General features: G+C 62.3%; 18 protein-coding genes and 1 pseudogene. 4 read left to right on the top strand and 15 right to left on the bottom strand.

All coding sequences use genetic code 11. From position 1 onward, the window contains the following. Positions 1–55: 55 nt before the first annotated feature. The 3 genes from PTE30175_RS21200 to PTE30175_RS21190 form a co-directional block, all read right to left on the bottom strand. Positions 56–3691, bottom strand: coding sequence for a hydantoinase B/oxoprolinase family protein (locus PTE30175_RS21200; protein WP_150699048.1), 3636 nt, complete (start codon positions 3689–3691; stop codon positions 56–58). A 154-nt stretch (positions 3692–3845) separates the two neighbouring features. Further along, positions 3846–5180 (bottom strand): MFS transporter, encoded by a 1335-nt coding sequence (locus tag PTE30175_RS21195; RefSeq protein ID WP_150699047.1) that lies wholly within the window; start codon positions 5178–5180, stop codon positions 3846–3848. A 48-nt stretch (positions 5181–5228) separates the two neighbouring features. Further along, the gene (locus tag PTE30175_RS21190) at positions 5229–6014 is read right to left on the bottom strand and encodes a putative hydro-lyase (protein WP_150699084.1); all 786 of its coding nucleotides are present in this window, start codon (positions 6012–6014) and stop codon (positions 5229–5231) included. Between the two features lie 226 nt (positions 6015–6240). On the opposite strand from PTE30175_RS21190, the gene PTE30175_RS21185 reads away from it, so the two are divergent. After that, positions 6241–7173 (top strand): LysR family transcriptional regulator, encoded by a 933-nt coding sequence (locus PTE30175_RS21185; RefSeq protein ID WP_150699046.1) that lies wholly within the window; start codon positions 6241–6243, stop codon positions 7171–7173. Between the two features lie 27 nt (positions 7174–7200). Here PTE30175_RS21185 and PTE30175_RS21180 read toward each other — a convergent pair whose 3' ends face one another. From PTE30175_RS21180 to PTE30175_RS21160, 5 genes are read right to left on the bottom strand one after another with little or no spacing between them, the layout of a single operon-like run. Beyond that, complete coding sequence (locus PTE30175_RS21180) at positions 7201–7527, bottom strand: cytochrome C oxidase subunit IV family protein (protein WP_150699045.1); 327 nt, start codon at positions 7525–7527, stop codon at positions 7201–7203. 9 nt (positions 7528–7536) lie between these two features. Then, the gene (locus tag PTE30175_RS21175) at positions 7537–8250 is read right to left on the bottom strand and encodes a heme-copper oxidase subunit III family protein (RefSeq protein WP_150699044.1); all 714 of its coding nucleotides are present in this window, start codon (positions 8248–8250) and stop codon (positions 7537–7539) included. A gap of 45 nt (positions 8251–8295) precedes the next feature. Then, on the bottom strand, positions 8296–8928 hold the full coding sequence (locus PTE30175_RS21170; RefSeq protein ID WP_150699043.1) for a cytochrome c oxidase subunit 3: 633 nt from the start codon (positions 8926–8928) through the stop codon (positions 8296–8298). Then, on the bottom strand, positions 8928–10685 hold the full coding sequence (ctaD, locus tag PTE30175_RS21165) for a cytochrome c oxidase subunit I (RefSeq protein ID WP_150699042.1): 1758 nt from the start codon (positions 10683–10685) through the stop codon (positions 8928–8930). The genes PTE30175_RS21170 and ctaD overlap by 1 nt, the downstream gene beginning before the upstream one ends. 22 nt (positions 10686–10707) lie before the next feature. Beyond that, positions 10708–12066 carry a cytochrome c oxidase subunit II gene (locus PTE30175_RS21160; RefSeq protein WP_150699041.1) on the bottom strand — a complete coding sequence of 453 codons (1359 nt, stop codon included), beginning with the start codon at positions 12064–12066 and terminating at the stop codon, positions 10708–10710. 364 nt (positions 12067–12430) lie between these two features. Between PTE30175_RS21160 and PTE30175_RS21155 the strand changes: the two genes are divergently transcribed. Both PTE30175_RS21155 and PTE30175_RS21150 read left to right on the top strand, forming a co-directional pair. Further along, the gene (locus PTE30175_RS21155) at positions 12431–14422 is read left to right on the top strand and encodes an acyltransferase family protein (RefSeq protein ID WP_150699040.1); all 1992 of its coding nucleotides are present in this window, start codon (positions 12431–12433) and stop codon (positions 14420–14422) included. 270 nt (positions 14423–14692) lie between these two features. Next, positions 14693–15877 (top strand): O-antigen ligase family protein, encoded by a 1185-nt coding sequence (locus PTE30175_RS21150; RefSeq protein WP_191629160.1) that lies wholly within the window; start codon positions 14693–14695, stop codon positions 15875–15877. Positions 15878–16013: 136 nt separating this feature from the next. On the opposite strand, the gene PTE30175_RS29140 is transcribed toward PTE30175_RS21150, so the two are convergent. Further along, entirely contained in the window at positions 16014–16325 is a 312-nt protein-coding gene (locus PTE30175_RS29140) for a polysaccharide biosynthesis protein (protein ID WP_338044468.1), read from the bottom strand. Next, positions 16308–16472 (bottom strand): annotated as a pseudogene (locus PTE30175_RS29135) (polysaccharide biosynthesis protein); the annotation flags it as partial. The gene PTE30175_RS29140 and the pseudogene PTE30175_RS29135, both read right to left, overlap by 18 nt. A 453-nt stretch (positions 16473–16925) precedes the next feature. On the opposite strand from PTE30175_RS29135, the gene PTE30175_RS21140 reads away from it, so the two are divergent. After that, positions 16926–18851, top strand: a complete 1926-nt coding sequence (locus PTE30175_RS21140) for an acyltransferase family protein (protein ID WP_150699037.1) — start codon at positions 16926–16928, stop codon at positions 18849–18851. Between the two features lie 93 nt (positions 18852–18944). On the opposite strand, the gene PTE30175_RS21135 is transcribed toward PTE30175_RS21140, so the two are convergent. The 5 genes from PTE30175_RS21135 to PTE30175_RS28810 all read right to left on the bottom strand — a co-directional run bounded on the left by PTE30175_RS21135 (position 18945) and on the right by PTE30175_RS28810 (position 25508). Beyond that, positions 18945–19907 carry a glycoside hydrolase family protein gene (locus PTE30175_RS21135; protein WP_150699036.1) on the bottom strand — a complete coding sequence of 321 codons (963 nt, stop codon included), beginning with the start codon at positions 19905–19907 and terminating at the stop codon, positions 18945–18947. Between the two features lie 85 nt (positions 19908–19992). Beyond that, complete coding sequence (wecB, locus tag PTE30175_RS21130) at positions 19993–21123, bottom strand: non-hydrolyzing UDP-N-acetylglucosamine 2-epimerase (RefSeq protein ID WP_150699035.1); 1131 nt, start codon at positions 21121–21123, stop codon at positions 19993–19995. Then, entirely contained in the window at positions 21116–22126 is a 1011-nt protein-coding gene (locus PTE30175_RS21125; protein ID WP_150699034.1) for a polysaccharide biosynthesis protein, read from the bottom strand. The genes wecB and PTE30175_RS21125 overlap by 8 nt, the downstream gene beginning before the upstream one ends. 20 nt (positions 22127–22146) lie before the next feature. Then, positions 22147–23001, bottom strand: coding sequence for a dTDP-4-dehydrorhamnose reductase family protein (locus tag PTE30175_RS21120; RefSeq protein WP_150699033.1), 855 nt, complete (start codon positions 22999–23001; stop codon positions 22147–22149). A 50-nt stretch (positions 23002–23051) separates the two neighbouring features. Continuing rightward, positions 23052–25508, bottom strand: a complete 2457-nt coding sequence (locus PTE30175_RS28810; RefSeq protein WP_224788906.1) for a glycosyltransferase — start codon at positions 25506–25508, stop codon at positions 23052–23054. Positions 25509–25511: the final 3 nt, after the last annotated feature.

Here is a 25511-nt window from a genome sequence, read left to right as displayed (position 1 = left end):
CGCGCATCACTTTCGAGTTCGAACCGAACGCGTGAGATTTTCTGCGCTTGACTGATTAGCGTCCGAACCCGCCGCCTCCCGGCGTTTCGATAACGAACACGTCCCCAGGCTGCATCTGCGTGCGGCCGATGTGGCCGAGCGCCTCCCGCTCGCCACCTGCGCGTTCAACGTAGTTGCAACCGAGCGCACCGGTGCTCCCGCCCGCTGCGCCGAACGGCGCGTGCACCCGGTTGTTCGACAGGATCGACGCGGTCATCGGCGTCAGGAAGCGCACCCTGCGGACCGCCCCATTGCCGCCCTGCCAACGCCCCGCACCGCCCGATCCGTGGCGAATCACGTGACTGTCCAGACGCACCGGATAGCGCCATTCGAGCACTTCAGGATCGGTCAGCCGCGAGTTCGTCATGTGGGTCTGCACCGCGTCGACGCCGTCAAACCCGTCGCCCGCGCCGCTGCCGCCCGAGATCGTCTCGTAGTACTGGTACTGCGCGTTGCCGAATGTGAAATTGTTCATCGTGCCCTGGCTCGACGCCACAACGCCGAGCGCCCCGTACAACGCGTTCGTGATCGCCGACGATGTTTCCACATTGCCCGACACCACCGCCGCCGGATACACCGGGTTGAGCATCGATCCGGCCGGCACGATCACCGTCAACGGCTTGAGGCAGCCGGCGTTGAGCGGGATGTCGTCCTTCACCAAGGTACGGAAGACGTACAACACCGCCGCCATGCACACCGCGCGCGGCGCATTGAAGTTGTTCGGCAATTGCGCGGACGTGCCGGTGAAGTCGATCGTGGCGCCACGCTTGTCGTCGTCGACGCAAATGCTCACCTCGATCACCGCACCGTTGTCGAGCGGATAGCGATAGTGGCTGTCCTTGAGCGCACCGACCACCCGGCGCACGGCCGCTTCCGCGTTGTCCTGCACGTGCCCCATATACGCCAGCACGACCTCGCGCCCGAACTCGCCGACCATGCGGCGCAGTTCGTCCACGCCCTTCTGGTTGGCCGCCACCTGCGCGCGTAGATCTGCCATGTTCTGGTCGATGTTGCGCGCCGGATAACGCCCCGAGCCGAGCAGACCCCGTGTTTCGGCATCCCGCAGCACGCCGCCGGCGATCAGCTGCCAGTTGTCGATCAGCACGCCCTCTTCCTCCACGTGCGTGGAATCCGGCGGCATCGATCCCGGCGTGATGCCGCCGATGTCCGCATGGTGGCCACGCGAGCCCACGTAGAACAGCGGCTCGGCGTCATCATCCGCGAACACCGGCGTGATCACTGTGACGTCCGGCAAATGCGTGCCGCCGTGATAGGGATCGTTCAGCATGAAGACGTCGCCGTCGCGCATGTTGCCGCGATTGCGCTCGATCACCGTGCGGATGCTCTCGCCCATTGATCCCAGATGCACCGGCATGTGTGGCGCGTTGGCGATCAGGTTGCCGTCGCGATCGAAGATGGCGCACGAGAAGTCGAGCCGTTCCTTGATGTTGACGGAGTACGCGGTGTTCTGCAGCCGCAGGCCCATCTGTTCCGCGATCGACATGAACAGGTTGTTGAAGATCTCCAGACGCACCGGATCGACTGCCGTGCCCAGCGCGCGCTGGCCCGCGCGGGGGATGACGCGCGTGAGCACCAGATTGCCCTGCGTCGTCATCTCGGCGCGCCAACCCGGCTCGATCACAGTCGTGCCGCTCTTTTCCGCGACGATGGCCGGGCCATCGAGCGTATCGCCGGCCAGCAGCGTCTCGCGCGCGAACAGATCGGCGTCGTGCCACGCGCCGCCGGAATACAGGCGCACGGAGGTCACGCGCTCGGGCGCGCCGTGCGTGCGCGCCGCCAGCGGTGCAATGTCGACGGGGGCGTCGGACCGGCCGATCGCTTCGACCGATGCCACTTCCGCGATAAGCGCCGCGCCGTCCATCAGGAACGAATAACGTTGACGATACGCGGCTTCGAACGCTGCCCGCATCTGCGCCACGTCGCCAAATGGCACGGCGATGGCCGAGTCCGTGCCTTCATAACGCAGGTGCACCCGGCGGATCGTGTCGATGCGCTCAGGCGCCACGCCCTGTGCCAGCAGGCTGCCGACGGCCTCATCGGCCAACGCGCCCAGGGCATCCGCCAGCCCGGACAACGCGGCATCCGTCAACGTTGCTTCGATCGCGCGTTCGCGCATGGCCGTCTGGTCCGCGAGGCCCATCCCGTAGGCCGACAGCACGCCGGCGAGCGGATGCGCAAAGACTTGCGTCATGCCGAGGGCGTCTGCCACGGCGCATGCATGCTGGCCGCCCGCGCCCCCGAACGTTGTCAGAACATAACGCGAGACATCATGGCCGCGCTGCACCGAGATCTTCTTGATCGCGTTCGCCATGCTGCCCACGGCGATCTCGAGAAATCCCTCGGCAAGCGCTTCAGGCGTCTGACGCACGCCCGTCGCGGCCGCGATCTCGTCGGCCAGCGCCGTAAATTTGCGCACGACGATATCGCGGTCGAGCGGTTCATTCGCATGCGGGCCGAAGACCTTCGGGAAATGGTCCGGCTGGATCTTGCCTAGCATGACGTTGCAATCCGTCACGGCCAACGGCCCGCCGCGACGGTACGCCGCGGGCCCGGGATTCGCCCCCGCCGAATCGGGGCCGACGCGCAGGCGGGTGCCGTCGAAGCCGAGCACGGAACCGCCCCCCGCCGCCACCGTGTGAATGCTCATCATCGGCGCACGCATGCGCACGCCCGCCACCTGCGTCTCGAACACGCGCTCGAACTCGCCGTTGTAGTGGGAAACATCGGTCGACGTGCCGCCCATGTCGAAGCCGATCACGCGCGGAAAGCCCGCCTGCGTCGAGGCGCGCACCATGCCGACGATGCCGCCGGCCGGGCCGGACAGAATGGCGTCCTTGCCCTGGAAGTTGTCGGCCCGGGTCAGGCCGCCACTGCTCTGCATGAACTGCAGGTTCACGCCGGGCATCTCGCCCGCGACCTGTTCGACGTAACGGCGCAGGATCGGCGACAGGTACGCATCGACCACCGTGGTGTCGCCGCGCGAGACGAACTTCATCAAAGGCGACACCTCGTGCGAGACGGAGACCTGGGGAAAGCCGATCTCGCGCGCAAGCACAGCCAGCGCCTTCTCGTGGGCCTGATGACGGTAGCCATGCATCAACACGATCGCCAGCGCCCGCACGCCCTTGGCGTAAAGCGCCGTGAGCGCCTCGCTCGCGCTCGCCAGATCGAGGTCATGCACGACCTCGCCGTGTGCCCCAACGCGTTCGTCGATCTCGACGACGTCGTCATACAGCGCCTCGGGCAACACGATGTCGAGGTCGAACAGGCGTGGACGGTTCTGATACGCAATGCGCAACGCATCACGAAAGCCGCGCGTCGTGATCAGCGCCGTCGGCTCGCCCTTGCGCTCGAGCAGCGCGTTGGTCGCAACCGTCGTGCCCATCTTGACCATCTCGACCCGCTCGGGCGTGATGGGTGCGTTCGCCGACAGGCCAAGCAGATGACGAATCCCCGCCACCGCGGCATCGCGATACTGCTCCGGGTTTTCCGAAAGCAGCTTGTGCGTGGTGAGGGTGCCGTCGGGACGGCGCGCCACGATATCGGTAAAGGTGCCTCCCCGGTCGATCCAAAATTGCCAACGGGAGGGGGCTGCGGGGGCGGCAGTCGCGGAGGTAGTGACGTTCGTCATGATCGGATTTCGCTTGCTGAAGACAGGAGGTGCGGTGCCCGGACAGCCGGTTTGGCGCCGGCCGCGCGGAATTCGGGGTGAGTTCGGCCCGCCGCGCGACACGCGCGGCAAGCCTGGCTCGGGAATACAGGGATTCAGTGGTTGTGGAGGGCGCTCATGCGCCGGCCGCTTCCAGCTCGCGGCCACGGGTCTCGGGCAGCGTCAGCGCGGCGATGATCAGCACGCCGTAGGCGGCTGCGGCGAAGATGCCGATGCTCGCGCCGAGTCCGTAATGCTTGGACAGCGCCCCGATCAGGAAGGGGAACAGCGCGCCGATGGCCCGGCCGACGTTGTAGCAGAACCCCTGGCCGGAGCCGCGTACACGCGTCGGAAACAACTCCGTCAGGAACGCGCCCATGCCGCTGAAGATCCCCGAGGCGAAGAAGCCGAGCGGGAAGCCGAGCCAGAACATGGTGCTGTCGGTCATCGAAAGCGACGTGTAGGCGAATGCGATGGCCATCGAACCCACCGCGAACAGGATGAAGTTCGGCTTGCGGCCCAGACGATCGGTCAGATACGAACTCGAGAGGTACCCGACCCACGAGCCGAAGATGATCATCGCCAGATAGCCGCCGGTACCCATCACCGTCAGATGGCGCTCCGTCTTCAGGAAGGTCGGCAGCCACGTCGTGATCGCGTAGTAACCGCCTTGCGCGCCGGTCGTCAGCAACGCCGCACGGATCGTCGTCGACAGCAGTTTGGGGCTGAAGATTTCCATGAAGCCGGGGCGGTCGCTCGTGGCGGCCTGCGCGGCCTTTTCTTTTTCGTAGACGTCCGGCTCCTTGACGTAGCGGCGAATGACCACCACCAGCAGTGCGGGCAGCAGCCCGACCAGGAACAGCGCGCGCCATGCCATGTCGGCCGGCAGCACCGAGAACAGCACCGAATAAAGGATGGCGGTGAGCCCCCAGCCGATGGCCCAGCCCGACTGCACCAGCCCGACCGCCTTGCCGCGGTCCTTGGCGCGGATGACTTCACCGATCAGCACAGCGCCTGCGGTCCATTCGCCGCCGAAGCCGAAGCCCATCAGCGCGCGGGCGGCCAGCAGTTGGTGATAGCTCTGCGCAAGACCGCACAACCCGGTGAAGACCGCGAACCAGAGCACCGTCAGCTGCAGCGTGCGCACACGGCCGATGCGGTCGGACAGGATGCCGGCGACCCAGCCGCCAAGCGCGGACGCGAGCAATGTCAGGGTGCCGATAAACCCGGCGTCCGCGAGGCTGATGCCCCAGGTGGCAACCAGCGTCGGAATGACGAAGCTGAGCATCTGGGTGTCCATGCCGTCGAGCATGTAGCCGACCTTGCAGCTCCAGAACGCCCGCTTCTGGCGCGACGTGGCCTCGCCATACCAGGCGATCAGGCTGCCGCCGGTTTCGGATGACGCCGGTGCCGTGTCGGCAACGGCACTCGCGTGAGCGGCCGTGGCCGCAAGGGGGGTTTTGCTATCCATGGATCACTCCGGGGTGCATGGTGCGAAAAGTGACTTCGATTACCGTGTTCAGAACACGGCGAGCGAGGCGTTGGTGATATCGGTCATCAGCATGTGGCCGGGCTTGTGCGCGATGGCCAGCGGCAGTTTCGCGCCCATGATTGCCGTCTGCGGCGTGACGCCACAGGCCCAGTAGACGGGCAATTCGCCTTCCTTGATCGTGACCGCGTCGCCAAATTCGGGCTTTGCCAGATCCTCGATGCCCAACTCGGCCGGGTCGCCGATATGGATCGGCGCGCCATGCACGCCCGGAAAGCGGCTCGTGATCTGCACGGCGCGAATCGCGTCGGCCCCGCGCATGGGGCGCATCGACACGACAAGCTCGCCCCCAAAAATGCCGGCGCGGCGGTTGGCGATCTTCGTGCGGTACATCGGCACGTTGCGGCCTTCCTCCACGTGACGCAACGGAATCCCTTCCTTGGCGAGCATCTGCTCGAACGAGAACGAGCAGCCGATTGCGAACACGACGAAATCGTTCTGCCACACGTCGGCCAACGAATCGGTCTCCTGCGCCAGGCGGCCGTCGCGATAGATATAGAACGCGGGGACGTCGCTGCGGATATCGACTTCACGGCCGAGCGCCGGCACATGCCACTGCCCCGGTTCGCCGACAGCCAGTAGCGGGCACGGCTTCGGGTTGGCCTGGCAGAAACGCAGGAAATCGTTGGCATACGCCGACGGCAGGATCGCCAGGTTGGCCTGGGCGTAGTCGCCGCAGTAACCGGCGGTCGGACCGCGAAACTGGCCGTTTCGCACGGCCTGGCGGAATTCGAAGGGCATGAGGTCCTCGCGCATCGACATGGGGTTTCACGTGGCAATGTGATGAATTGGGTTGAAGCATAGAAAGAAAAAAAATTTATCGCCAACGACTTTTTCTTGCTACTGGCGTATAGAATTTCTTAACAACTTCGCGGGTTTTCCCGGGGTGAAGCGAATTTCACCCCCCGCACGCTCGCTGCCATTTCTCACGATCTCTCCGGCAACGTCGCGCATCAACACGACATTTACTGGCCATTCCCACGTGAACACTCGCTTTCTCGACACCTTCGTGACGCTCGCCAAACTGCGGAGCTTCCGGGCCACGGCTGCCACGCTGCATGCCACGCCCGCGGCAATTTCACAGCGTGTGAAGGCCCTGGAGGAAGAATTGCAGACGGCGCTCGTCGATCGCGAGAGCCGCGACTTCCGTCTCACGCCGAATGGGGAATACCTGCTCGGATACGCCAAGGCGGTCGTCGAGGCCGCGCGCCGGCTGCAAGCGGCGGCATCGGGCGAGAGCACAATGCGCGGCCGTTTGCGGCTCGGCGTCATCGAGACGGTCGTGCACAGTTGGCTGCCGCACTACATGCGGCGCCTGGCGGCCGACTATCCCAAGCTCGACGTCGAACTGACGGTCGACGTGAGTGTCGTGCTGCAACGCCGGCTGATCGCCGATGAGCTCGATCTCATCATCCGCGTGGAAGGCAGCGATGAGAGCAACGTGGTGTGCGACGCGCTCGCCAACTATCCGGTGCACTGGATCGCGCGCGCGGGCCTGCTGCCGTCGGCGCGCAGCGGCTTGGCGGTGCATGTCCTGCGGCACCCGATCCTGACGTTCGGGCGCGGCACGGCGCCACATCGCGCACTCGAGGATATTGTCGCCAAGCTCGCGAGCGCGCATGGCGTGCCGCTGTCGGAGACGCGCATTACCGGCTCCCCGTCGATCGCCGTGATCGTGCAGCTGGTGCGCGACGGCTTTGGCGTAGCGGCCATTCCGCGCCTGTTTGTCGACAAGCTGATTGAAAGCGGCGAAGTGGTCGAACTGCCGCTGCAACCGGCGCCGCCGTCGATCGTCGTGTCGATGTCGCGGCGCGCGGATGCGCCGCTGTTCGTGCACGGCGCCGCCACCGCCGCGCGTGCGGCCTGCGCGGAGTATTGCAGCAAGAGCGACAAGCGGCTCGTCGAACCGTTGTAACGGGCGCGTGGGGCCCGCTGCGCGACTTCAGCGGAAAAATAAGAGGCGCGTGAGGAACGTGTAGTCGGCTTCGGCCGCCATCATGGACATCAGCACGAGCAGGCAAAGCGGCGGGATGAGGATCGCGTAGACCAGCGCCAGCCGCTCCCATGCCATGTGCATGAACACGGCCACGATCAGCCCCGCCTTGGCGATCATCAGCGCGAGAATCAGTCCCCAACGCAGATAGCCTTGCAGATTCGCGTAATCGACGAGATACGACAGCGTCGAGAGCACGAACAGCAGCCCCCAGATTTTCAGATAGAGGCCGATCGGATGCTGCTGGCCGGAACCGGAAGTGGATGCGTGGGCCATGGCCGCCCCCTACCAGAGATAAAACAGCGCGAAGATGAACACCCAGACGAGATCGACGAAGTGCCAGTACAAGCCGGCGATCTCGACGAGCTGGTAATTGCCGCGGCGCTCCAGCGTACCGTTTAGCACTTTGCGCATGACCGTGAGCAGATAGATCACGCCGGCGCTCACATGCAACCCGTGGAAGCCGGTAATCATGAAGAAGCACGCACCGAACTGGGCCGCGCCCAGCGAGTTGCCCCACGGACGGATGCCTTCATGCAAGATCACCTTGCTCCACTCGAACGCCTGCATGCTGACGAAAGCCATGCCGAAAAAGGCCGTCGCCAGTATGCAGGCAGCCGTCTTGTCGCGATCGCGCTGGTACCCGAAGTTGACGGCCATCGCCATCGTGCCGCTACTGCTGATCAGTACGAACGTCATGATGGCGATGAGCAGCAGCGGTACCGAGTGGCCGCCGACTTCCAGCCCGAACACTTCGCCGGGATTCGGCCATGTCGCCGTGGTCGAAATTCGCACCGTCATGTAGCCGATCAGGAAACTCGAGAAGACGAACGTGTCCGAGACCAGGAAGATCCACATCATCGCCTTGCCCCACGGCACCTTGAAGGCCGTGCGATCGCCTGACCAGTCGGCCACGACGCCGCGCAGGCCGCCGGGCAAGGCGGCCGCCCCCACGACGTCGCCGTGGGGCGCTGCGGCGGGTGTTTCGCTGGTGTCCATGACGATGACTCCTTCGGTCGCCGTTCGGCGCTCAACCGCCGAGTGTCAGCCTACGCCGCACAGCCGCTGGGCGATGGCCGGCGTCAGGTTCGCGATGGCCGCGAACAACACCAGCCACAGCGCCAGCAGGAAATGCCAGTACTGGGCCGTCAGCGCGAGACGGTGCGCGCGCGTGGCCGGCGACAGTCGGCGCCTGGCCAGCGCCGCCCACACGAGCAAGCCGCCGGCGACATGCAGGCCGTGCAGGCCCGTCAGCAGATAAAAGAAGCTGTTGGCCGGATTGCCCGCTACGTCGAAATGGCGCAGGCCGAGCAGATGCCAGACCCACAGTTGCCCCGCAAGAAATGCCGCGGCCGCGAGTCCCGCGATCGCCCAGCGCCGCTGTGCGCGCAACAACTCACCGTGCCGGCTGGCATGCACGGCCGCTTGCAGCATGGCGCAGGCCAGCACAAGCAACGCGGTCGTGCCCCACAGCGGTGTGATCGATGTGCCGGCCGGAATGGGCTGCCAATCGCCGTAGCTCATGCGCATTACGTAGGCGGTGAGCATCAGCGTGAACAACATGCCGATCACGCCCATCAGCCACCACAAGGCGACCTGTGCGGCCGACGTCTTCCGATGCGGCGCGCCGTTTGTGCCGCTCGGGTCGGGGGGATAGTACGCGGGCATCGATCTCATCAGATAGCTCCTTCCGCGCCTTTTGGCAGGGCGCCGCCGGGCGCGGCGCGCTCCCGGTCGCGCGGCGGCGCGTTCTGCGGCACGAAATCCTGCGCGTCGCCGGGCACGCTGTATTCATACGCCCAGCGATACACGACCGGCAGCGTCGGCCCCCAGTTGCCGTGCTTGGGCGGCGTGTCCGGCGTTTGCCATTCGAGCGACGCGGCACGCCACGGATTCGGCCCGGCCGCCTTGCCGCGGCGCAGGCTCCACGCAAGATTGAACAGGAACAGCAGTTGCGCGAAGGCGACGACGAACGCCGCCACCGAGATGTAGGCGTTCATCAGATGCGCGGAGTCGGGGATGAACTGATAGTTGTTGAATTCGTAATAACGGCGCGGCATGCCGAGCACGCCGAGGTAGTGCATCGGGAAGAAGATGGCGTAGGTGCCGATGAAAGTGATCCAGAAATGCCATTGGCCCAGCCGGTCGTCGAGCATGCGGCCGGTGATCTTCGGATACCAGTGGTAGATGCCACCGAACACGACGAGAATCGGCGAAACGCCCATCACCATGTGGAAATGCGCCACGACGAAATACGTGTTCGACAGCGGCATGTCGACGGACACGTTGCCGAGGAACAGGCCCGTCAGCCCGCCGACCACGAAGGTGCTGATGAAGCCGATCGCGAACAGCATCGGCACCGTCAGGTGGATGTCGCCGCGCCAGAGCGTGAGTACCCAGTTGTAGACCTTGATCGCGGTCGGGATGGCGATGACGAGCGTTGTGGTGGCGAAGAAGAACCCGAAATAGGGGTTCATGCCGCTGATGAACATGTGATGCGCCCAGACCACGACCGACAGCACGCCGATGGCGAGAATCGCCCAGACCATCATGCGGTAGCCGAAGATGTTCTTGCGCGCGTGCGTGCTGATGAGGTCCGAGACGATGCCGAAGGCCGGTAGCGCCACGATATACACCTCGGGATGCCCGAAGAACCAGAACAGATGCTGGAACAGCAACGGGCTGCCGCCCTTGTAATCGAGCGCCCGGCCCATCGAAACGATGGCCGGCATGAAGAAACTGGTGTGCAGCGTCCTGTCGAGCAGCATCATCACGCCGGACACGAACAATGCCGGGAACGCGAGCAGCGCAAGGACCGTGGCCATCACGATACCCCAGACGGTCAGCGGCAGACGCATCAGGGTCATGCCCTCGGTGCGCGCCTGCAGCACCGTGGTCACGTAGTTCAGGCCGCCCGCCGTCGCCGCGACGATGAAGATCAGCAGCGAGACAAGCATCAGGACAATGCCCCACTCGACACCCGGCGTGCCGGGGAGGATGGCCTGTGGCGGGTATAGCGTCCAGCCTGCGCCGGTTGGACCGCCCGGCACGAAGAAGCTCGCGACCAGCACGAGCACGGCCACCAGGTAGAACCAGTAGCTCAGCATGTTGAGGAACGGGAACACCATATCTCGCGCGCCGACCATCAGCGGGATCAGGTAGTTGCCGAAGCCGCCCAGGAACAGGGCCGTGAGCAGGTAGATCACCATGATCATGCCGTGCATGGTGACGAACTGGTAGTAATGATTCGCGTCGATGAAGGCGAACTTTCCCGGGAAGCCCAGTTGCAGCCGCATCAGGTTCGACAGCACCACGCCGACGAGCCCGATCGCGATCGCCGTGAGCGAGTACTGGATGGCGATGACCTTGTGGTCCTGGCTCCAGATGTACTTCGTCAGAAAGCTTTGCGGTTCGTGGTCGGCATCGTAGGCCATGGGCCTCTCCTTCGCGGTTGCGCTAGCGCTTCTGGGGTTGGGGCGGTGCGGGCACGGACCCCGGCGTGCCGTATGGGGTCTGCGCCGGCATGAGCCCTGGCGGCGGGACGACGGGTGTTGCGGGTTGGCCCGAGTCGCCTGCTGCGCCGGTCGTGCCGGATTCCGGTCGCGCCGGCACGGGCACGATCGGGGCTGGCGCCCCGCCGGGCGGGGGCACGACGATAGCGGCCTGTGCGTTGGCGGGTGTGGCGGCGTGCGGGGCCCCTTGAGGCTGAGCGGCAGGGGCAAGCGTCCGGATATAGGCGATGAGCGCCGCCAGGTCCGCGTCGGACAGGTCCATCACCGGCATCATCGGGGCGAAGCCTTTGGGCACGCGGGCTGTGGGATTGCGGATGAACTCGGCGAGATAGGCGTCGTCGACCCTTGCCGTGCTGCCGTCCTGGAACGTTTCCGTCTTGCCGTAGAGGCCGTGCCAGGTCGGGCCGACACCCGGGCTGCCGTCGACCGAATGACAGCCGGCGCAGCCGCGCGACTGGGCGAGCAGCTTGCCCTTTTCCGCGAGCGGATCGGTGGTGGCGGCGCCCGCGTGCTGGGCTTGCAGCTGGCCGAAGGTGGGCTGGGCGGCGAGCCAGGCGGCGAAGGCGGCCCGATCGTCGACGACCACGACGCCGCGCATGTTGGAGTGACCGACGCCGCATAGTTGGGCGCACAGGATCTCGTAGCGGCCGGTTTTGGTGGGTGTGAACCACATCTGGGTCACCATGCCCGGCACCATGTTCATGCGGGTGCGGAACGGCGGGACGTAGAAATCATGGAGGACGTCCTTGGCGCGCAGCAGGAGTTTGACGGGGACGCCGACGGGCAGGTGGACTTCCTGGGCGTCGATGATGATGTCGTCCTGCGCGGCGGGGTCTTTCGGGTTGACGCCAAGCGGGTTGTCGGCGGAGAAGTAAGCGGCGTCGGAGGTGCCGAGCTTGCCGTCGGCGCCAGGGAAGCGGAACCGCCACTGCCATTGCTGGCCGACGACTTCGACAACGAGGGCGTTGGCGGGTGGGCGGATCAGTTCGGCATAGACGAACAGACCGGGGGCGAGCATGGCGACAACGCCGACAGCCGTGATGCCGATCAGCCACGCTTCGAGTTTGCGGTTATGGGGTTCGTAGGCGGCGCGATGGCCGGGACGGTGGCGGTAGCGCACGATCGCCCAAGCCAGGAAGAGGTTGATGACAACGAAGGCCACGCCGGTGACGACCAGCGTAATGGTGAGCGTGTCGTCCATCTGACGCCAGTTCGACGCCAGCGGGGTCAGCCACCACGGGCTCCAGAAGTGGAACAGGAGCGCCGCGACGACAACGACGATCAGAACGATCGCGATCGTCATGGGCCGCTATGGTGCCGATGCGCGTGTATGCCAAAGTGCACGCCCGCGCGGACGAAGCCGTACGAACCGTCTTGCACGATGCCGGTCTCCTTGTCAGTCTCCCTCTCGCATGCCTGGCAAGGCACGCCAGGTCACGCCCGCCTCGCCGCGCATGCCCCGGATGGCATGCGCGTCCGGACGTTGGCGCGCGCTCACCCGTTAGGCGGGAGCGCGTGCCAAAATTGTGTTCTATTAAGGCTAGACGGTCATTGCGTCGTGTCAAGGATGAACTGAACGCAGTTTTGGCTCGGCCAGGTCATCCTCCCGTCGACGTCTCTCCACATGGGCTAAAATCGCGCTGCCTATTCATAATTGCCTCACCCCAATGCCCACCCCTTCCGCCAATCCGTACCGAGCCGATATCGACGGTTTGCGCGCGATAGCTGTGCTTTCCGTGATTTTGTTTCACGTAAACTACAGGATCGTGCCAGGCGGCTTTATCGGAGTCGACATCTTCTTTGTCATTTCCGGGTATTTGATCACCAAGATCATTGCTTCCGAAATGCGGAGCCACCGGTTTTCCTTCAAGGCATTCTACGTTCGCCGGATTCGGCGGATTCTCCCTGTCTTCTTGCTGGTCGTAGCCGTCACTCTCGTAGTGGGGCGCATTCTGCTTCTTCCGGAAGACTACCTGTCCCTGCTGGCTTCGATCCGGTCTGCACTGCTGTTCGCCGCGAATATCCATTTCGCCCGGGAGCGCAACTATTTCGACCTGGCGTCGGATGAAACCCCATTGTTGCATGTTTGGTCGCTATCGGTGGAAGAGCAGTTCTACTTCGTCTGGCCGGTCCTGCTTTTGGGGCTTTTTGCGCTCGCATCGTCTCGGCTCGTCAAGCGCAAGCTATTCGCCCGAAATGGCATGCTGATCGCAATCGCCCTGATGATCGCCATCGGATTCACGATCAGCGAGTGGATGGTGCGCAGGCCCGGGAGCACGTCTGGCTACTACTCCTTGTTTTCTCGTTTCGGGGAACTGTTGGTCGGTGCGATGGCCGCCTTCCTCCCTATGGCCGTCGAGCGAAACATCGCCGGCTGTTTGGCTACGCCGGGCCTTGTCGGCGTGGCCGTCGGACTATTCGTAATCGATCGAAACGCCAGGTTCCCCGGCCTCCTGGCACTGCTGCCCTCAGTGAGCACCGCGTTGATCCTATATGCGGGCCGGTATCCGGAGGGGACCCGAACACTCGTTGCACGCTTGCTCGCGCTCCCTGCACTCGTCTCAGTCGGGCTTCTATCGTATTCGCTCTACCTTTGGCATTGGCCAGTATTGACTTTCATGCGATATGTCTATGGCCAGTATTCGTTGCCCGTAGGCTGGAACATCACGGCGATCGCCGTGATGCTCCTGTTATCGCTTCTTTCCTACGAACTCCTGGAAAAGCGATTCAAGCGACGCAAGATGACATTTCCGCGCGCTGCCATCGGCCATTACGCCACGCCAGCCGCGTTGCTGCTGACGGCATGCCTCGTCGATGCCCGCATTTCGGCACCCGCCCCCGCCGATCCAATGCTGGCGTCTTATGGCGCAAACGTCTGCCACGGCACCCTGACCGGCCATTGCGTGCGCGGCGACACAAAGGTGGCGCCAACCGTCCTGATGATTGGCGATTCGCATGCCGCAGCGCTCAATGCGTTCGTCGACGTCGTTGGACGGCAGGAGGGTCGGTCCGCTCGTGTTGTTACAGCGAGCTCTTGCTCACCGGTCTTCGATTTCAATGCACTGGCCTTGCCCGATTTCGCGCAAAAGCCATGCGCCGAACTGACAAAATTTGTCAAACGTGAGTATCTTTCGTACGACGCCATCCTCATTGCCTCTTACTGGGCCTTTCAGCTCGGCATGACGGATTTGCCCACCGATCGGAACTATCTGGAGAAATTCGGGAACACGCTGCGCACGCTTGCGAAGGCGCGCCCAGTCTACGTCATTTCCGACGTCCCCCGTTTGCCGGTGTCGCCGTTCCGGCTTGCTCGATTCGACCGGATTCATTTTGACGTGGACCGCCCGTTTTCACGAAAGACCCAGCAGGCGAATGACCGGATCCGAAAGGTCGTCGAGTCGGTCCCGAACGCCCACTGGATCGATCTTGCACCGGAGCTCCGGCAGTTCACACATGGCGGCCTGTTTCAAGGGAAGCCAGCCTACTTCGACGAACAGCATTTGAATATCTACGGCAGCACCACACTGGGCGAGCTATTGACCCGTTTGGGGAAACGGCTGCTGCCGGCCGAAATCACGGCGGAGCGCGGTTCTGCTACAACGCAACCTTCCCCCCATTCGGTCTCTGGCACTGCTTTTTCCAATACACCGGGTGTATAGACTGCTGCCGGTCGGGAATGCCGTATGATTCGGAGGATCAATCGGGTTTCTCGGCCTTCCGCGATTCCCAAGAACCACCAATGCTGCGGCTATGCTGCGCCCCCTCAAGGGCCCATTCGATTGGCCGCCACGGAATAGAACGCAAGTCATCGTATGTCGAAAGTCCACGCCGCTCGAACGAACGCACTACATCCCGGGCACTGGCTGCCCAGTTTACTCATCCTTGTATATCCGGCCGCATCACTCGCGATCCCTAGGGCGGGAAACGCCTTGCTGATCCTGGCCGCAATTATCGCAACCTTTTCCCTGCTGCAACGGGAAGCCCGGGCGCGAGTTCTAACCAGCTGGTCTGTCCCCGGGGTCAGGCTCTTCTGCTACGCCATGGCGGCGCCGTTTGCCGCGATCTTGTTGAGCGAAGGCTGGCACGGCAACATCGTGATGAACACGCTCGATTCCCCGTCGCGATTCCTCATGGCCATTCCCATCTTCCTAGCGCTGCAAACCCGACGGATCAGGATTGCACCCTGGAGCTCGCTCACGTTTGGGCTGGGCGGCCTCGGCGCGGCGGCGGTGGTAGTGTTCGCCCCCTTCGATTGGGGGAGCGGACGTATCGGGAGCACCTTTCTGAATCCGATTCACTTCGGCGACATCGCGTGCGTGTTGGCCGTGCTTTCGCTGGTGTCGATCGATTGGTTTCAGCGTGACGCGTTGGCTATCCGCATTTTCAAGGTATGCGGCGCGCTTTGCGCCGCATATGCGTCGCTCGCGGGGGGGTCGCGCGGCGGGTGGGTTGCAGTGCCGGCCGTCGTCTTGTTACTGGCCGCGCTGGGCATGCGCGATCGGGCGTGGTGGCAGAAGCTGGCAGCGGTGGTATGCGCATCTGCGGTGATCGCCATCCCATTTGTCTTTTCGCCAACCGTCCAATCGCGCTTCGGCGAACTTCAAGCCGATATCCATTCCCTCGAACGTGGCCAAGAAGACACTTCAGTTGGCGTTCGCCTTCAACTTTGGAAAGCGGGGGGCATCCTGTTTTCGGATCATCCAGTGCTTGGACTGGGAGCGCTTGGCTACAAGAAAGCGATGAGCCCACTCACTCAGGAAGACGTGCTGACGCCACTCGCCGCTGAACTTGGCCGGGGCGAGAGCCATAACCAATTGATTGCGTACGCCGTCGACTACGGTACACCAGGGTTGCTGGCAATCTTGCTGCTGTATGCAGGGCCTGCGTTCACGCTTTGGCGTCAACTCCATGCACCGTCTCGCGAACGACGGCACGCCGCCCTCATGGGTTTGGTGTACATTCTGAGCTTCTTCATTTTCGGACTCACAGTCGAGACGTTTACGCTCAAACTTACCGCAGCCATCTATTCAACCGTACTTGCCGTGCTTGCTGGATTGGCGATGTCGCGGTCGGAGGGCGGCAGCAGTGCTGCCCACTCGTCGACGTACGAGTGATCGAATCGGTACGTGGACAAATGCGGCGCTGACAACGCCACACTTGCGCGCGATTGTCGCAGTGGCCGACGCCACGCAGGACGCTGTGGCGAAAAGTGTAGCAAGCCGGCGCCTGGCCCAGGCGCCCAATTGCACCTCAGGCCTGATTCGCGGCGATCGGCCTCGCGTCGCAGGCCGGGTGCAGCTGGCCGATATCCATTCGAAGCGCAAAACCCATCAACAAGGCGCTGACACGCTCGGAACGGCGCGCGTCGATCATCTGTTCCCGCAAGCGTGCGATGACGGTCTCCATCCGCTCCGGTGTCAAGCACGGCTCATCGGCCTTCATGATCTTCGGTTGACGCGTTTCGCTGGCGTTCGCGCTTGCGATCAGCAGTTCCTCGTACAACTTCACTCCGGGGCGCAGCCCCGTCATCCCGGCAATCGCACGCCGCGCAAAGTCCTGCACGATTAACTCCGCACAACGCTGGGTCGCACCCATGACATTGGTTGCGTGTACAGCCTTATCCGTGGATATCAGCACGAAGGTTCCGACGCCCTGGCGAAACGCCGTCTCAGCCACGGTCAGCGTGCCAATGACATTATTGCGGGCGCCACATATCGCACTTGACGAAGACGGACAAAGCCAACAAAGGCGTGCCATCAACAGCAACGCCTGACGCTGGTTGGACGTACCATTGGCTCAAACGCAATGCGTATGTAAGGTACCCGTTGAAGCGGTCATATAGCGTCCGATTGTGGTCATTGGTGCCGATGTGTGGCAGCACCTCGAGAAGGTCGTGAAGCGCTACCGGAGAAGTGAGTCTTTCTTTCTCCGCATACCGTGCGCGGCGTGTCGGGACACGACCATCTCCACCGTGCGCGCCATTCCCGGCGCGCGAGTCCGGAACTCGGCACACATCAACCCATAGACGGGCGCATGCACCGAGATCGTGTTCCTTTAAGGCTAGACGGTCGTGGCGAAGTGCCAAGGGGAGGGGAACGCAAGGCCGGACATTGAATGGCGGTGTTGAGATAGAATCTCCCATCCAAACAGGACCCGGAAGTTATGCATCGTCAGGCAGAACCACTAAAATACCGCCCGGACATCGACGGCCTCCGCGCGATCGCCGTCCTTTCGGTCATCCTCTTCCATATTGATTATCGGCTCGTCCCCGGCGGATTTGTCGGCGTCGACATCTTCTACGTGATCTCGGGCTATCTGATCACACGGATCATTGGAGAGGAAATGCTGGCCGGCCGGTTCTCATTCGGCCAGTTCTACGTTCGGCGCATGCGTCGGATTCTCCCGGCTTTCCTGGTCGTCGTTGTGGCAACGTTGGCCGTCGGATGGATCGTGCTGCTGCCGGAAGACCTGGCGTCGTTGGTGAGTTCGGTCAAGTACGCCCTTATCTTCTCGGCTAACATCCTGTTCTCGCGGGAACGTGGCTATTTCGATCTGGGATCGGACGAAACACCCCTATTACACCTGTGGTCGCTGTCGGTCGAAGAGCAGTTCTACTTCGTCTGGCCTGTGCTCCTGTTCGGCCTTTGCATCATCCTCCGGAAATTGCCGGACCGGCGCTCGATCCGTGCCCTGCTGCCATTGGGCATCGCGGTGCTGACGGCCGCCGCATTTGCTTATAGCGCGAAGCTGGTTCACTCGCCGGACGGCCCCACACGCTATTACTTTCTGCTCCAGAACCGCGCCGGCGAGATTCTGATAGGGGCGCTGGCCGCCTTCATTCCGCCAATTCGGCAGAAGTGGCTGGCTGTGATCCTTGGCAGCATAGGATTCTGTGCGTTGCCGGTCGCCCTGTTCGCGATCCATCGGGACACCCCGTTCCCCGGCTTTGCGGCATTGCTGCCGTGCGGCGCTGCGGCACTGCTGATCTACAGTGGCAAAACGATGACGACGCCCGTTTCGCGTTGTCTTGGCGCACTTCCTCTGGTCTGGATTGGGTTGCTTTCCTACGCGCTCTATCTATGGCATTGGCCAGTGTTGGCGTACATGCGCTACGTTTACGGGCGCTACGCCCTGCCATGGCATTGGACGGTAACCGCAGTCCTGTTGACTTTCGCATTGGCGTTCGCCACGTACCTGTTCGTGGAGCGTCCTTTCAAGCGCAGGCCTATGACTTTCTGGTGGGCATTTCCGCGGATCTATCTCGTTCCCTCTGCACTCCTGGCCGCCATTGGCGCCGTGGCACTTCAATTTTCCGCTCCGCAACCGAAAGACGCCATGTTGACGAGTTACGGACTGGACGTTTGTCATGGCAACCTGACCAAACGATGCGTGCGGGGCGCGCCGGACGTTGCGCCCTCCGCGCTGGTGATCGGCGACTCCCACGCCGCCGCGTTGAACACGTTCGTCGACGTTGTGGGAAAACGGGAGGGATGGGCGGCCAACGTCGTAACAGGTAGTTCATGCTCGCCCGTTTTCGGCTTTGACGAAAAGGTGCTGCCCGATTTCGCATGGGCGCCTTGCGCGGCGCTCAAGACATACGTCCGCGACAATTACCTGAACTACAAGGTCGTTGTCATCACATCCTATTGGGCATTCCAGATGGGGTGGACCGATCTTGCGTCCGACAAGGACTACCTGCGCAAGCTTGAAGCCACTCTGCGCACTATCGCCGCGCAACGTCCCGTGGTTGTCCTGTCCGATGTGCCTCACGTGCCGGTTTCCCCGTTCCGTCTCGCTCATTTCCAGCAGATTGGACTACATGTCTCACGCGAGACCGGCGGCGAGACAACACGTGCCAATGAAACGATTCGACGGCTGACCGAATCGATACCCAATGTCCGATGGGTCGACCTGACGCAATACTTTGCCGACTTCGATCAAGGTTCGGTTTATCAAGGGAAGCCCATCTACTTCGACAACCAGCATCTGAACATTTACGGAAGTGGCGTCCTCGCCAAAGCCTTCACCGCCCACGGGTTGTTGCTTGGCAGCGTGGGACAAGCCGTGAAAGTCCACGGTGCCCGATAGGGATCGCCCACGGGGTTGCGCAACAAACGCGCGACCCCGTGGAGGTCGGTCACGATGGATCACGGCCATGGCAGTCCCGACTACGGTATGGCGTCAATGCGAACTCGCAATGGCCTGGATCGCGGTGAGTGTCGTTGGCAAGGTAACGTTATCCACATAGCCCCAGCCGGCAGTTACGCCCTCCGTCGACGGATTGACTGCATAGTACACACGGGGCGGTGTATCGCTCACAGCGAGGAAGACCGGGTTGAATATCTTGCGGCCGCCGCCGCGCAGCTGCCAGTCATGCGACGGATGCAATAGGATCTGCCCTTCGTCGACGGCCTTGAACGTGATCGGGTTGAGTTCCACAATGCCAATCACCTGCTCACCGCTCGCCAGATCCCTCGACGCCCCCCAACCGGCGAACGTTATGTAAACGCGCCCCTTCTCGAAGAAGACAGCGGCATCCGCTTCTTCTGCCCGATGCCAACTCGCGCGCTGGTCCGACGCAAACACGGGACCGAGGCGCTCCCACGGTCCATTCGGGCTCGGCGCACGAGCCATGTCGGCGGTGAGCGAGTTGATATCCTTGTATGAGGCATAGTACAAGCCATCCTCGGGATTGCGTCGCACCTGCCAATCGGTGGCACTGGGAATATCCACGACATCCGTCCGTTCATAAGGGCCATCCCACGAAGGGGCCACGTAATGCACGGTCCGAGCGCCATCCCAAACCCAGCCGTGCCAGACGCCGTTGTCGACAATTGCCGTGGGATACAGGCCAGGCATTGCAAACGCGTCGAGGGCGTTGGCGAGGCCGGCCACGCTACTAGCGCGTCTTACCATCGTGCGCTGGGCGTTGAAGGCATGGTGGAAGAAATAGTAATCCCCATCACTGTATACAAGTTCGAATTCGTTGACGCCGTCGGGCAATTCGAACAACGCGCGGGAACTGCTGATATTTGACGCACCGCCCGGCTCGGCCCAGCCTGTGAGGCAGGCTGCGCTCAAAACCAGGCCGGCGCAAAGCCACAGGGGGCGGCGCCAAACGGCGTAGGCGGTTCTTTTCGTCATGAGGATCGTCCACGCCACCCGTCAACAAGGGTCCCACCGCATCGAAAACAATACGGTCGCCGGACCCAAGCTTGCAAGGCTTATATCAGGCCGACTTGTGCCAGACAGTGCGGTTGATGTAATCGGTGTAGCTCAACACGATGCGAGCCACCTGCACGGATACATGCGGATTCTCGTAATCGGCTACGGGCAGGACGGGTGCACGCGTTCGGTCGTACTGCGATGTCACCATGCGCACGGCGTCGAGCACGCGATCCTTCTTGAGCCCCGACATGACGAGCGTACCCACGTCCATGCCTTCCGGACGCTCATGTGCGTTGCGGATCGTGACCGCCGGCAGGTTCAGCAGCGAGGTTTCTTCGGTAATCGTGCCGCTGTCGGACAAGACACAAAACGCGTCCTTCTGTAACTTGATGTAATCAACGAAACCGAACGGCTTGGCGAATTCGATGCGATCTTCCGGCAGTTTGCGGCCCAGCGCTGCCAAGCGTGCGCGTGTGCGCGGGTGGGTCGATACCAACACGCGAAAACCGAATTCCTGAACCAACGCTTCCAGCGTGTCGAGAAGGTCGTGAAGCGCTTCCGGGGAATCAACGTTTTCCTCACGGTGGGCACTCACGACGAAGTACTCACCGGGCACCAGCGAGGTGCGTTCCAGGACATCCGAACGCTCGATCTTGGGCGCGTAGTAGTCGAGGACTTCGCGCATGTGCGAACCGGTGCGGAAGATGGTCTCCGGCCGTATGCCCTCGTCCAGCAGATAGCGCCGGGCGTTTTCCGTCAAGACAAGATTGATGTCCGACAGGTGATCGAGCACTTTGCGATTGAGTTCTTCCGGCACCCGCTGGTCGAAGCAGCGGTTGCCCGCCTCCATATGAAACACCGGAACCTTGCGACGCTTGGCCGGGATGATGGCCAGGCAGGAGTTGGTGTCGCCGTAGAGCAGCAGTGCATCAGGCTTTTCCTGCTCGATCACCTTGTCGGCGCGCTCGATCACACGTGCAATCGTCTCGGCCGGCGTCTCCCCGGCAGCGTCGAGAAAATGATCGGGACGACGAATCTCCAGATCATCGAAAAAGACCTGGTTCAGCTCGTAGTCGAAATTCTGTCCGGTGTGCACCAGAACGTGCTGCGTGTGCCGCTCCAGTTCGGCAATCACACGGCTCATCTTGATCAGCTCCGGCCGCGTGCCGACGATCGTCATGACTTTAAGCACGGAGTTCCTCCCGAATGAAATCGAGTTTCAGCAACAATTGCTTGATCTGTTCGACATTCAAGCGCTCGGTATTGTGGGAGGTATAGTCGTCCGCCTGGGAGATACTCGTTTCCCCTTGCACAAAATACTTGTTGTAGTTGAGGTCGCGGTCGTCCGCCGGAATCCGGTAGTAACGCCCCATGTCTTCGCCCCGCGCCATTTCCTCACGCGACACCAGCGACTCGTAAAGCTTCTCGCCATGTCGGGTTCCGATGACACGCACTTGGCTCTTGCTGTTGAACAGCTCGATCAACGCCTGAGCCAACTCGCCCACCGTCGACGCCGGCGCCTTTTGAATAAAAATGTCGCCTTGGCAGCCATGGTTGAAAGCGTGCAATACCAGATCGACAGAATCGTCGAGCGACATCAGGAAGCGGGTCATGGTCGGGTCGGTGACCGTCACGTCCCGGCCTTCCTTGATCTGGCTCACGAACAGCGGGATCACCGATCCGCGCGACGCCATGACGTTTCCGTAGCGAGTGGCGGACATCACGGTGTCCCCCGGCCCCTGGATACGAGACTTGGCCACCATGAGCTTTTCCATCATGGCCTTGGAAATACCCATCGCATTGATCGGATACACGGCCTTGTCGGTACTCAAGACCACGACGCGCTCCACGCCGCTCGCCGTCGCCGCGTGCAGGACATTTTCTGCACCGAGGACGTTGGTACGCACCGCCTCCATCGGATAGAACTCGCATGAGGGCACCTGCTTGAGCGCCGCCGCGTGGAAGACATGATTCACGCCTTTCATGGCGTCACGCACGCTCGCGGCATCGCGAACGTCCCCGATATAGAACTTGAGCTTCGGGTTCGCGAGCTCAATGCGCATGTCTTCCTGCTTTTTCTCGTCGCGGCTGAAGATCCGGATTTCACGAACGTTAGTGTTCAAGAAGCGTTTGAGTACGGCATTGCCGAACGAACCTGTGCCCCCCGTGATCATCAATACCTTGTCATCGAACATGATGTGTTCCTCTCAAACGATTATTTGAATTGGTGCATGCCTGCGATCAACGCCGGCCAGTCGGACACGGTATAGCCCGTGGCGTCCTTAAAGCGGGTTGCGTCCAGCGAGCGGTCGATGACCAGTTCGTCGCTGGGCATGATGTCGATCGGCTTGCCATAGGCACGCGCCACCAGCGTCAGCAAATCGAATTTGGCGATCGGCTGGGCCGCAACGTGATACAACCCGTGCAATTCAGGGTGCGGCAGGACGTACTGACCGATGATGCGTGCCAGCTCGACGGTCGGCACGCCGGAAAATATGGCCTTCGTAAAGCCCTTGATCTGGCCGCTCTGCGACAAGAACCAGTCGATCAGGGCGCTAGCGCGGCCATGCTCATGGCCGATGATCGATGTGCGCAGTGTGATGGCGTGGGCATAGTCGACCTCGCCAAGCAATTTGCTGCGGCCGTAAAGATCGTAGGCGTCGGGTTGGTCGCTTTCGACATACCCTCCTTTCTTGCCTGAGAACACGCAATCGGTACTGACATGCACCATACGCGCGCCCACCAACGCACACAAACGCGCGACGCGATGCGGCAGCAGTGCGTTAATGGGCAACGCGGCAAGCGGATCGTTAGCCGAATCGAGCTGTTTGATGAGACCGACGCAATTGATCACGACGTCCGGCCTGGACGCGGTAAACGCGCGCACAAGGTCGTCTTCGTTCAGCACATCCACGTACGGAATGAGACCGCCGCGCAATGCCGCATCGAAGGCGTTCGCCGCGGCGGGTTGCCGTATCGTACCGAAAACCTGGTGCGTCGCGTCCCCGGAAAAATATCGGTAGACGGCGTTGCCGAGCATGCCGGAAGCACCGAGGATAAGAATTCTCATTGCAATGTCGCCTATACGAAAGAGAGGGGGTTGCCCTTAGCCGGCTCGCCTTAACGGCGAGTCAATTCGCCAAAGTGATCCACCAGAAAATCATTCAATCGGCCCTGATCGTAATGCGCGGCGAAGAATGCCTTGCCATTTTGGCCAAGGTGCTCGCGTTCCGCAGGGCTCATGCGATACAGCGCCAGTACCCGGTCGGCGAGCTGCACGGCATCCTCGCTCGGACAACTGAGACCTGCACCGGCCGCCTCGACCACGCGGGCACCTTCGCCATCCAATGCGGCGATGATTGGACGCCCGGCAGCCAGATAGGCCTGGATTTTGCTCGGCACCGTCAGACGGCCAAGTGCGACGTTTTTCAGCGTCACCAGCAGCACGGATGCGCGCGAAAGAATCGCCGGCATCTGTTCGATCGGAAAATGCCCGGCCAGGACAACATTGGAGAGCGAGCGCGCCTCGATCTGTCGGGCGAGCTCATCTGCGAGCGTGCCGGTGCCCACCAGGTAGAAGCGGATATCGCGATATTCCCGCAACCGTTCGGCGGCGTCCAAAATCGTCGGCAATGCCTGCACCGTGCCAAGATTCCCGGCAAAAACGGCAGAAAAACCTTCGTCCAGGCCGGCGATCGGCGACGGAATACCCAAGCCGTCTTGTTTAAACACTGCCTCGGCACTATTCGGGAATACCGCGATCTTGCGGCGCTCGCACAATCGCGCCACAGGCTCGACAAATCCGTCAGACTGCACCAGTACAGAGTCGGCACGGGCGTAGATGAAACGGACCACAACGCCCACGGCGCGCAACATGCCGGGATGCTTCACGAAGCCCGTCGCCTCGAGCGATTCGGGCCAAAGGTCCTGCACCCATATGACCAGCGGAGCACGCTTGAGCCATTTCAGCACAACGGCCGGCAAGGCCTGCAGAAGCGGCGACACAGCATAGACGAAGATGCCGTCGAAGCGCCTTCCCCATAGCAGGAACGGCGCGAAAAGAATGCCGGAAGCCACAAAGCTCAGGTAGTTAAGGATCAAATGAATTGCCGAGCCCCGCTTGCGGGGGTACAGGGGGATACGAATCACCTCCACGCCCCCGATCGACTCTCGCCGGAACGACCAGGCTCGGTACCCCGGCGCTATCGTACCGCTCGGGTAGTTGGGCTGTCCGGTCAACACCGTCACAGTATGGCCTCGCGCCGCCAAGTCCTCGCAAAGCGTGTTGATGCGGAACGATTCCGGGTGGTAGTACTGGCTAACGACCAAATAGTTCATTGGATCGGACGCAAGGTGTGACGCAGCAGCGGGCGCCTCTGGAATCGCTTCGGCGGCGACCGAATGCAACACCCCGGACCCGGCGAGTGCAAGGGTGGGCACTCGCCGAGTACGGCGATTCAGCCAGGCCGACAATGCGAGCGTAACCACCAGGCCATTACCGAACAACACGCCATAGAAACCGCCGACGAACACGCTGTAGAGCACCAGCGGTAGCGTGCAGCGCAGGGCCTGATCACGAGAACGCCCGATATAGCTGATCAACGCACCGAGCAGCAGGCTGGTGACGATGACGCCGATCCATCCGAAATTGACATACGCCTCCACGAAATAGGCGGCATTGGACGAGCCGGTTCCCGTCACGGACGCCCCCCACTCGTATTCGAAGACCTCACGCTCAAACGGCACGCGAGGTAACCCGAACAATGACGAGAACACTAGGTTCGTAGCGCCAAGAAACGGCGCACCGTGATACGTTTTCCACCAATAGTCGAGCGAATCCGTCACCGTGCTCACGGGTACCGCAAACGCACGGAACAGGAGAAAGTCGCCGACGGAAGTCCCAGTCGACTCGGCAAATCCGGAAAGGACGATGTTAAACAGTAGCAGCGCCACGGCAGCGGCGAGCAGCCAGCCAAGGCGAATGCGGCGTGTGCGACTCACGACGACGACCGCCATCAGCGGCAGGAGGACGCGCAGGAAGAATGCCTTCTCGACGAATATCATCGAGTAGCCGAAGAAAAGTGCGACGATCCACCACCGGAAACGGTAGCGGCGCAGAAGCGCAATACACATGCAATACGGCAGGACCGCGGCGGTCAATAGGCCATTCGCATACGGCAGGACCGCAGCCCAGCCGACGCGCGCCTTGAGAAACTCCTCGCGCGCCACCGCAATGTCGGCGGCCGAGGCGCCATGAATCGCCTGCACGATTGGGATCGATGCCGCCGTCATCAACGTGACAATGCAAAACGTCAGGAACAGCAGCGTCGCACCGCAAACCACCCATTTCGCACACCCCTCTCGGAAAACCACCGACGCGTGACGGCGGCAGCACAATGAACCAAGTACCACGCACAACGCGCTTACCCACGGCAGCAATGACATGTCGGCAGCGGTTTCCGGACGCATCGGAACATTCACGAACCACGTGCCTACGCCGTAGAACGTGATGAGCCCCAGCGCGAGTACGACGGCGCCTGCGGAAGGTTCGACGATGGCCCTGAGAAATCTTTCCATGAT

This window comes from Pandoraea terrae (assembly GCF_902459695.1).
GTDB classification, from domain to species: Bacteria; Pseudomonadota; Gammaproteobacteria; order Burkholderiales; family Burkholderiaceae; genus Pandoraea; species Pandoraea terrae.
The sequence above is the reverse complement of the archived record's forward strand: the minus strand, read 5'-3'. Positions and strand labels throughout refer to the sequence as shown.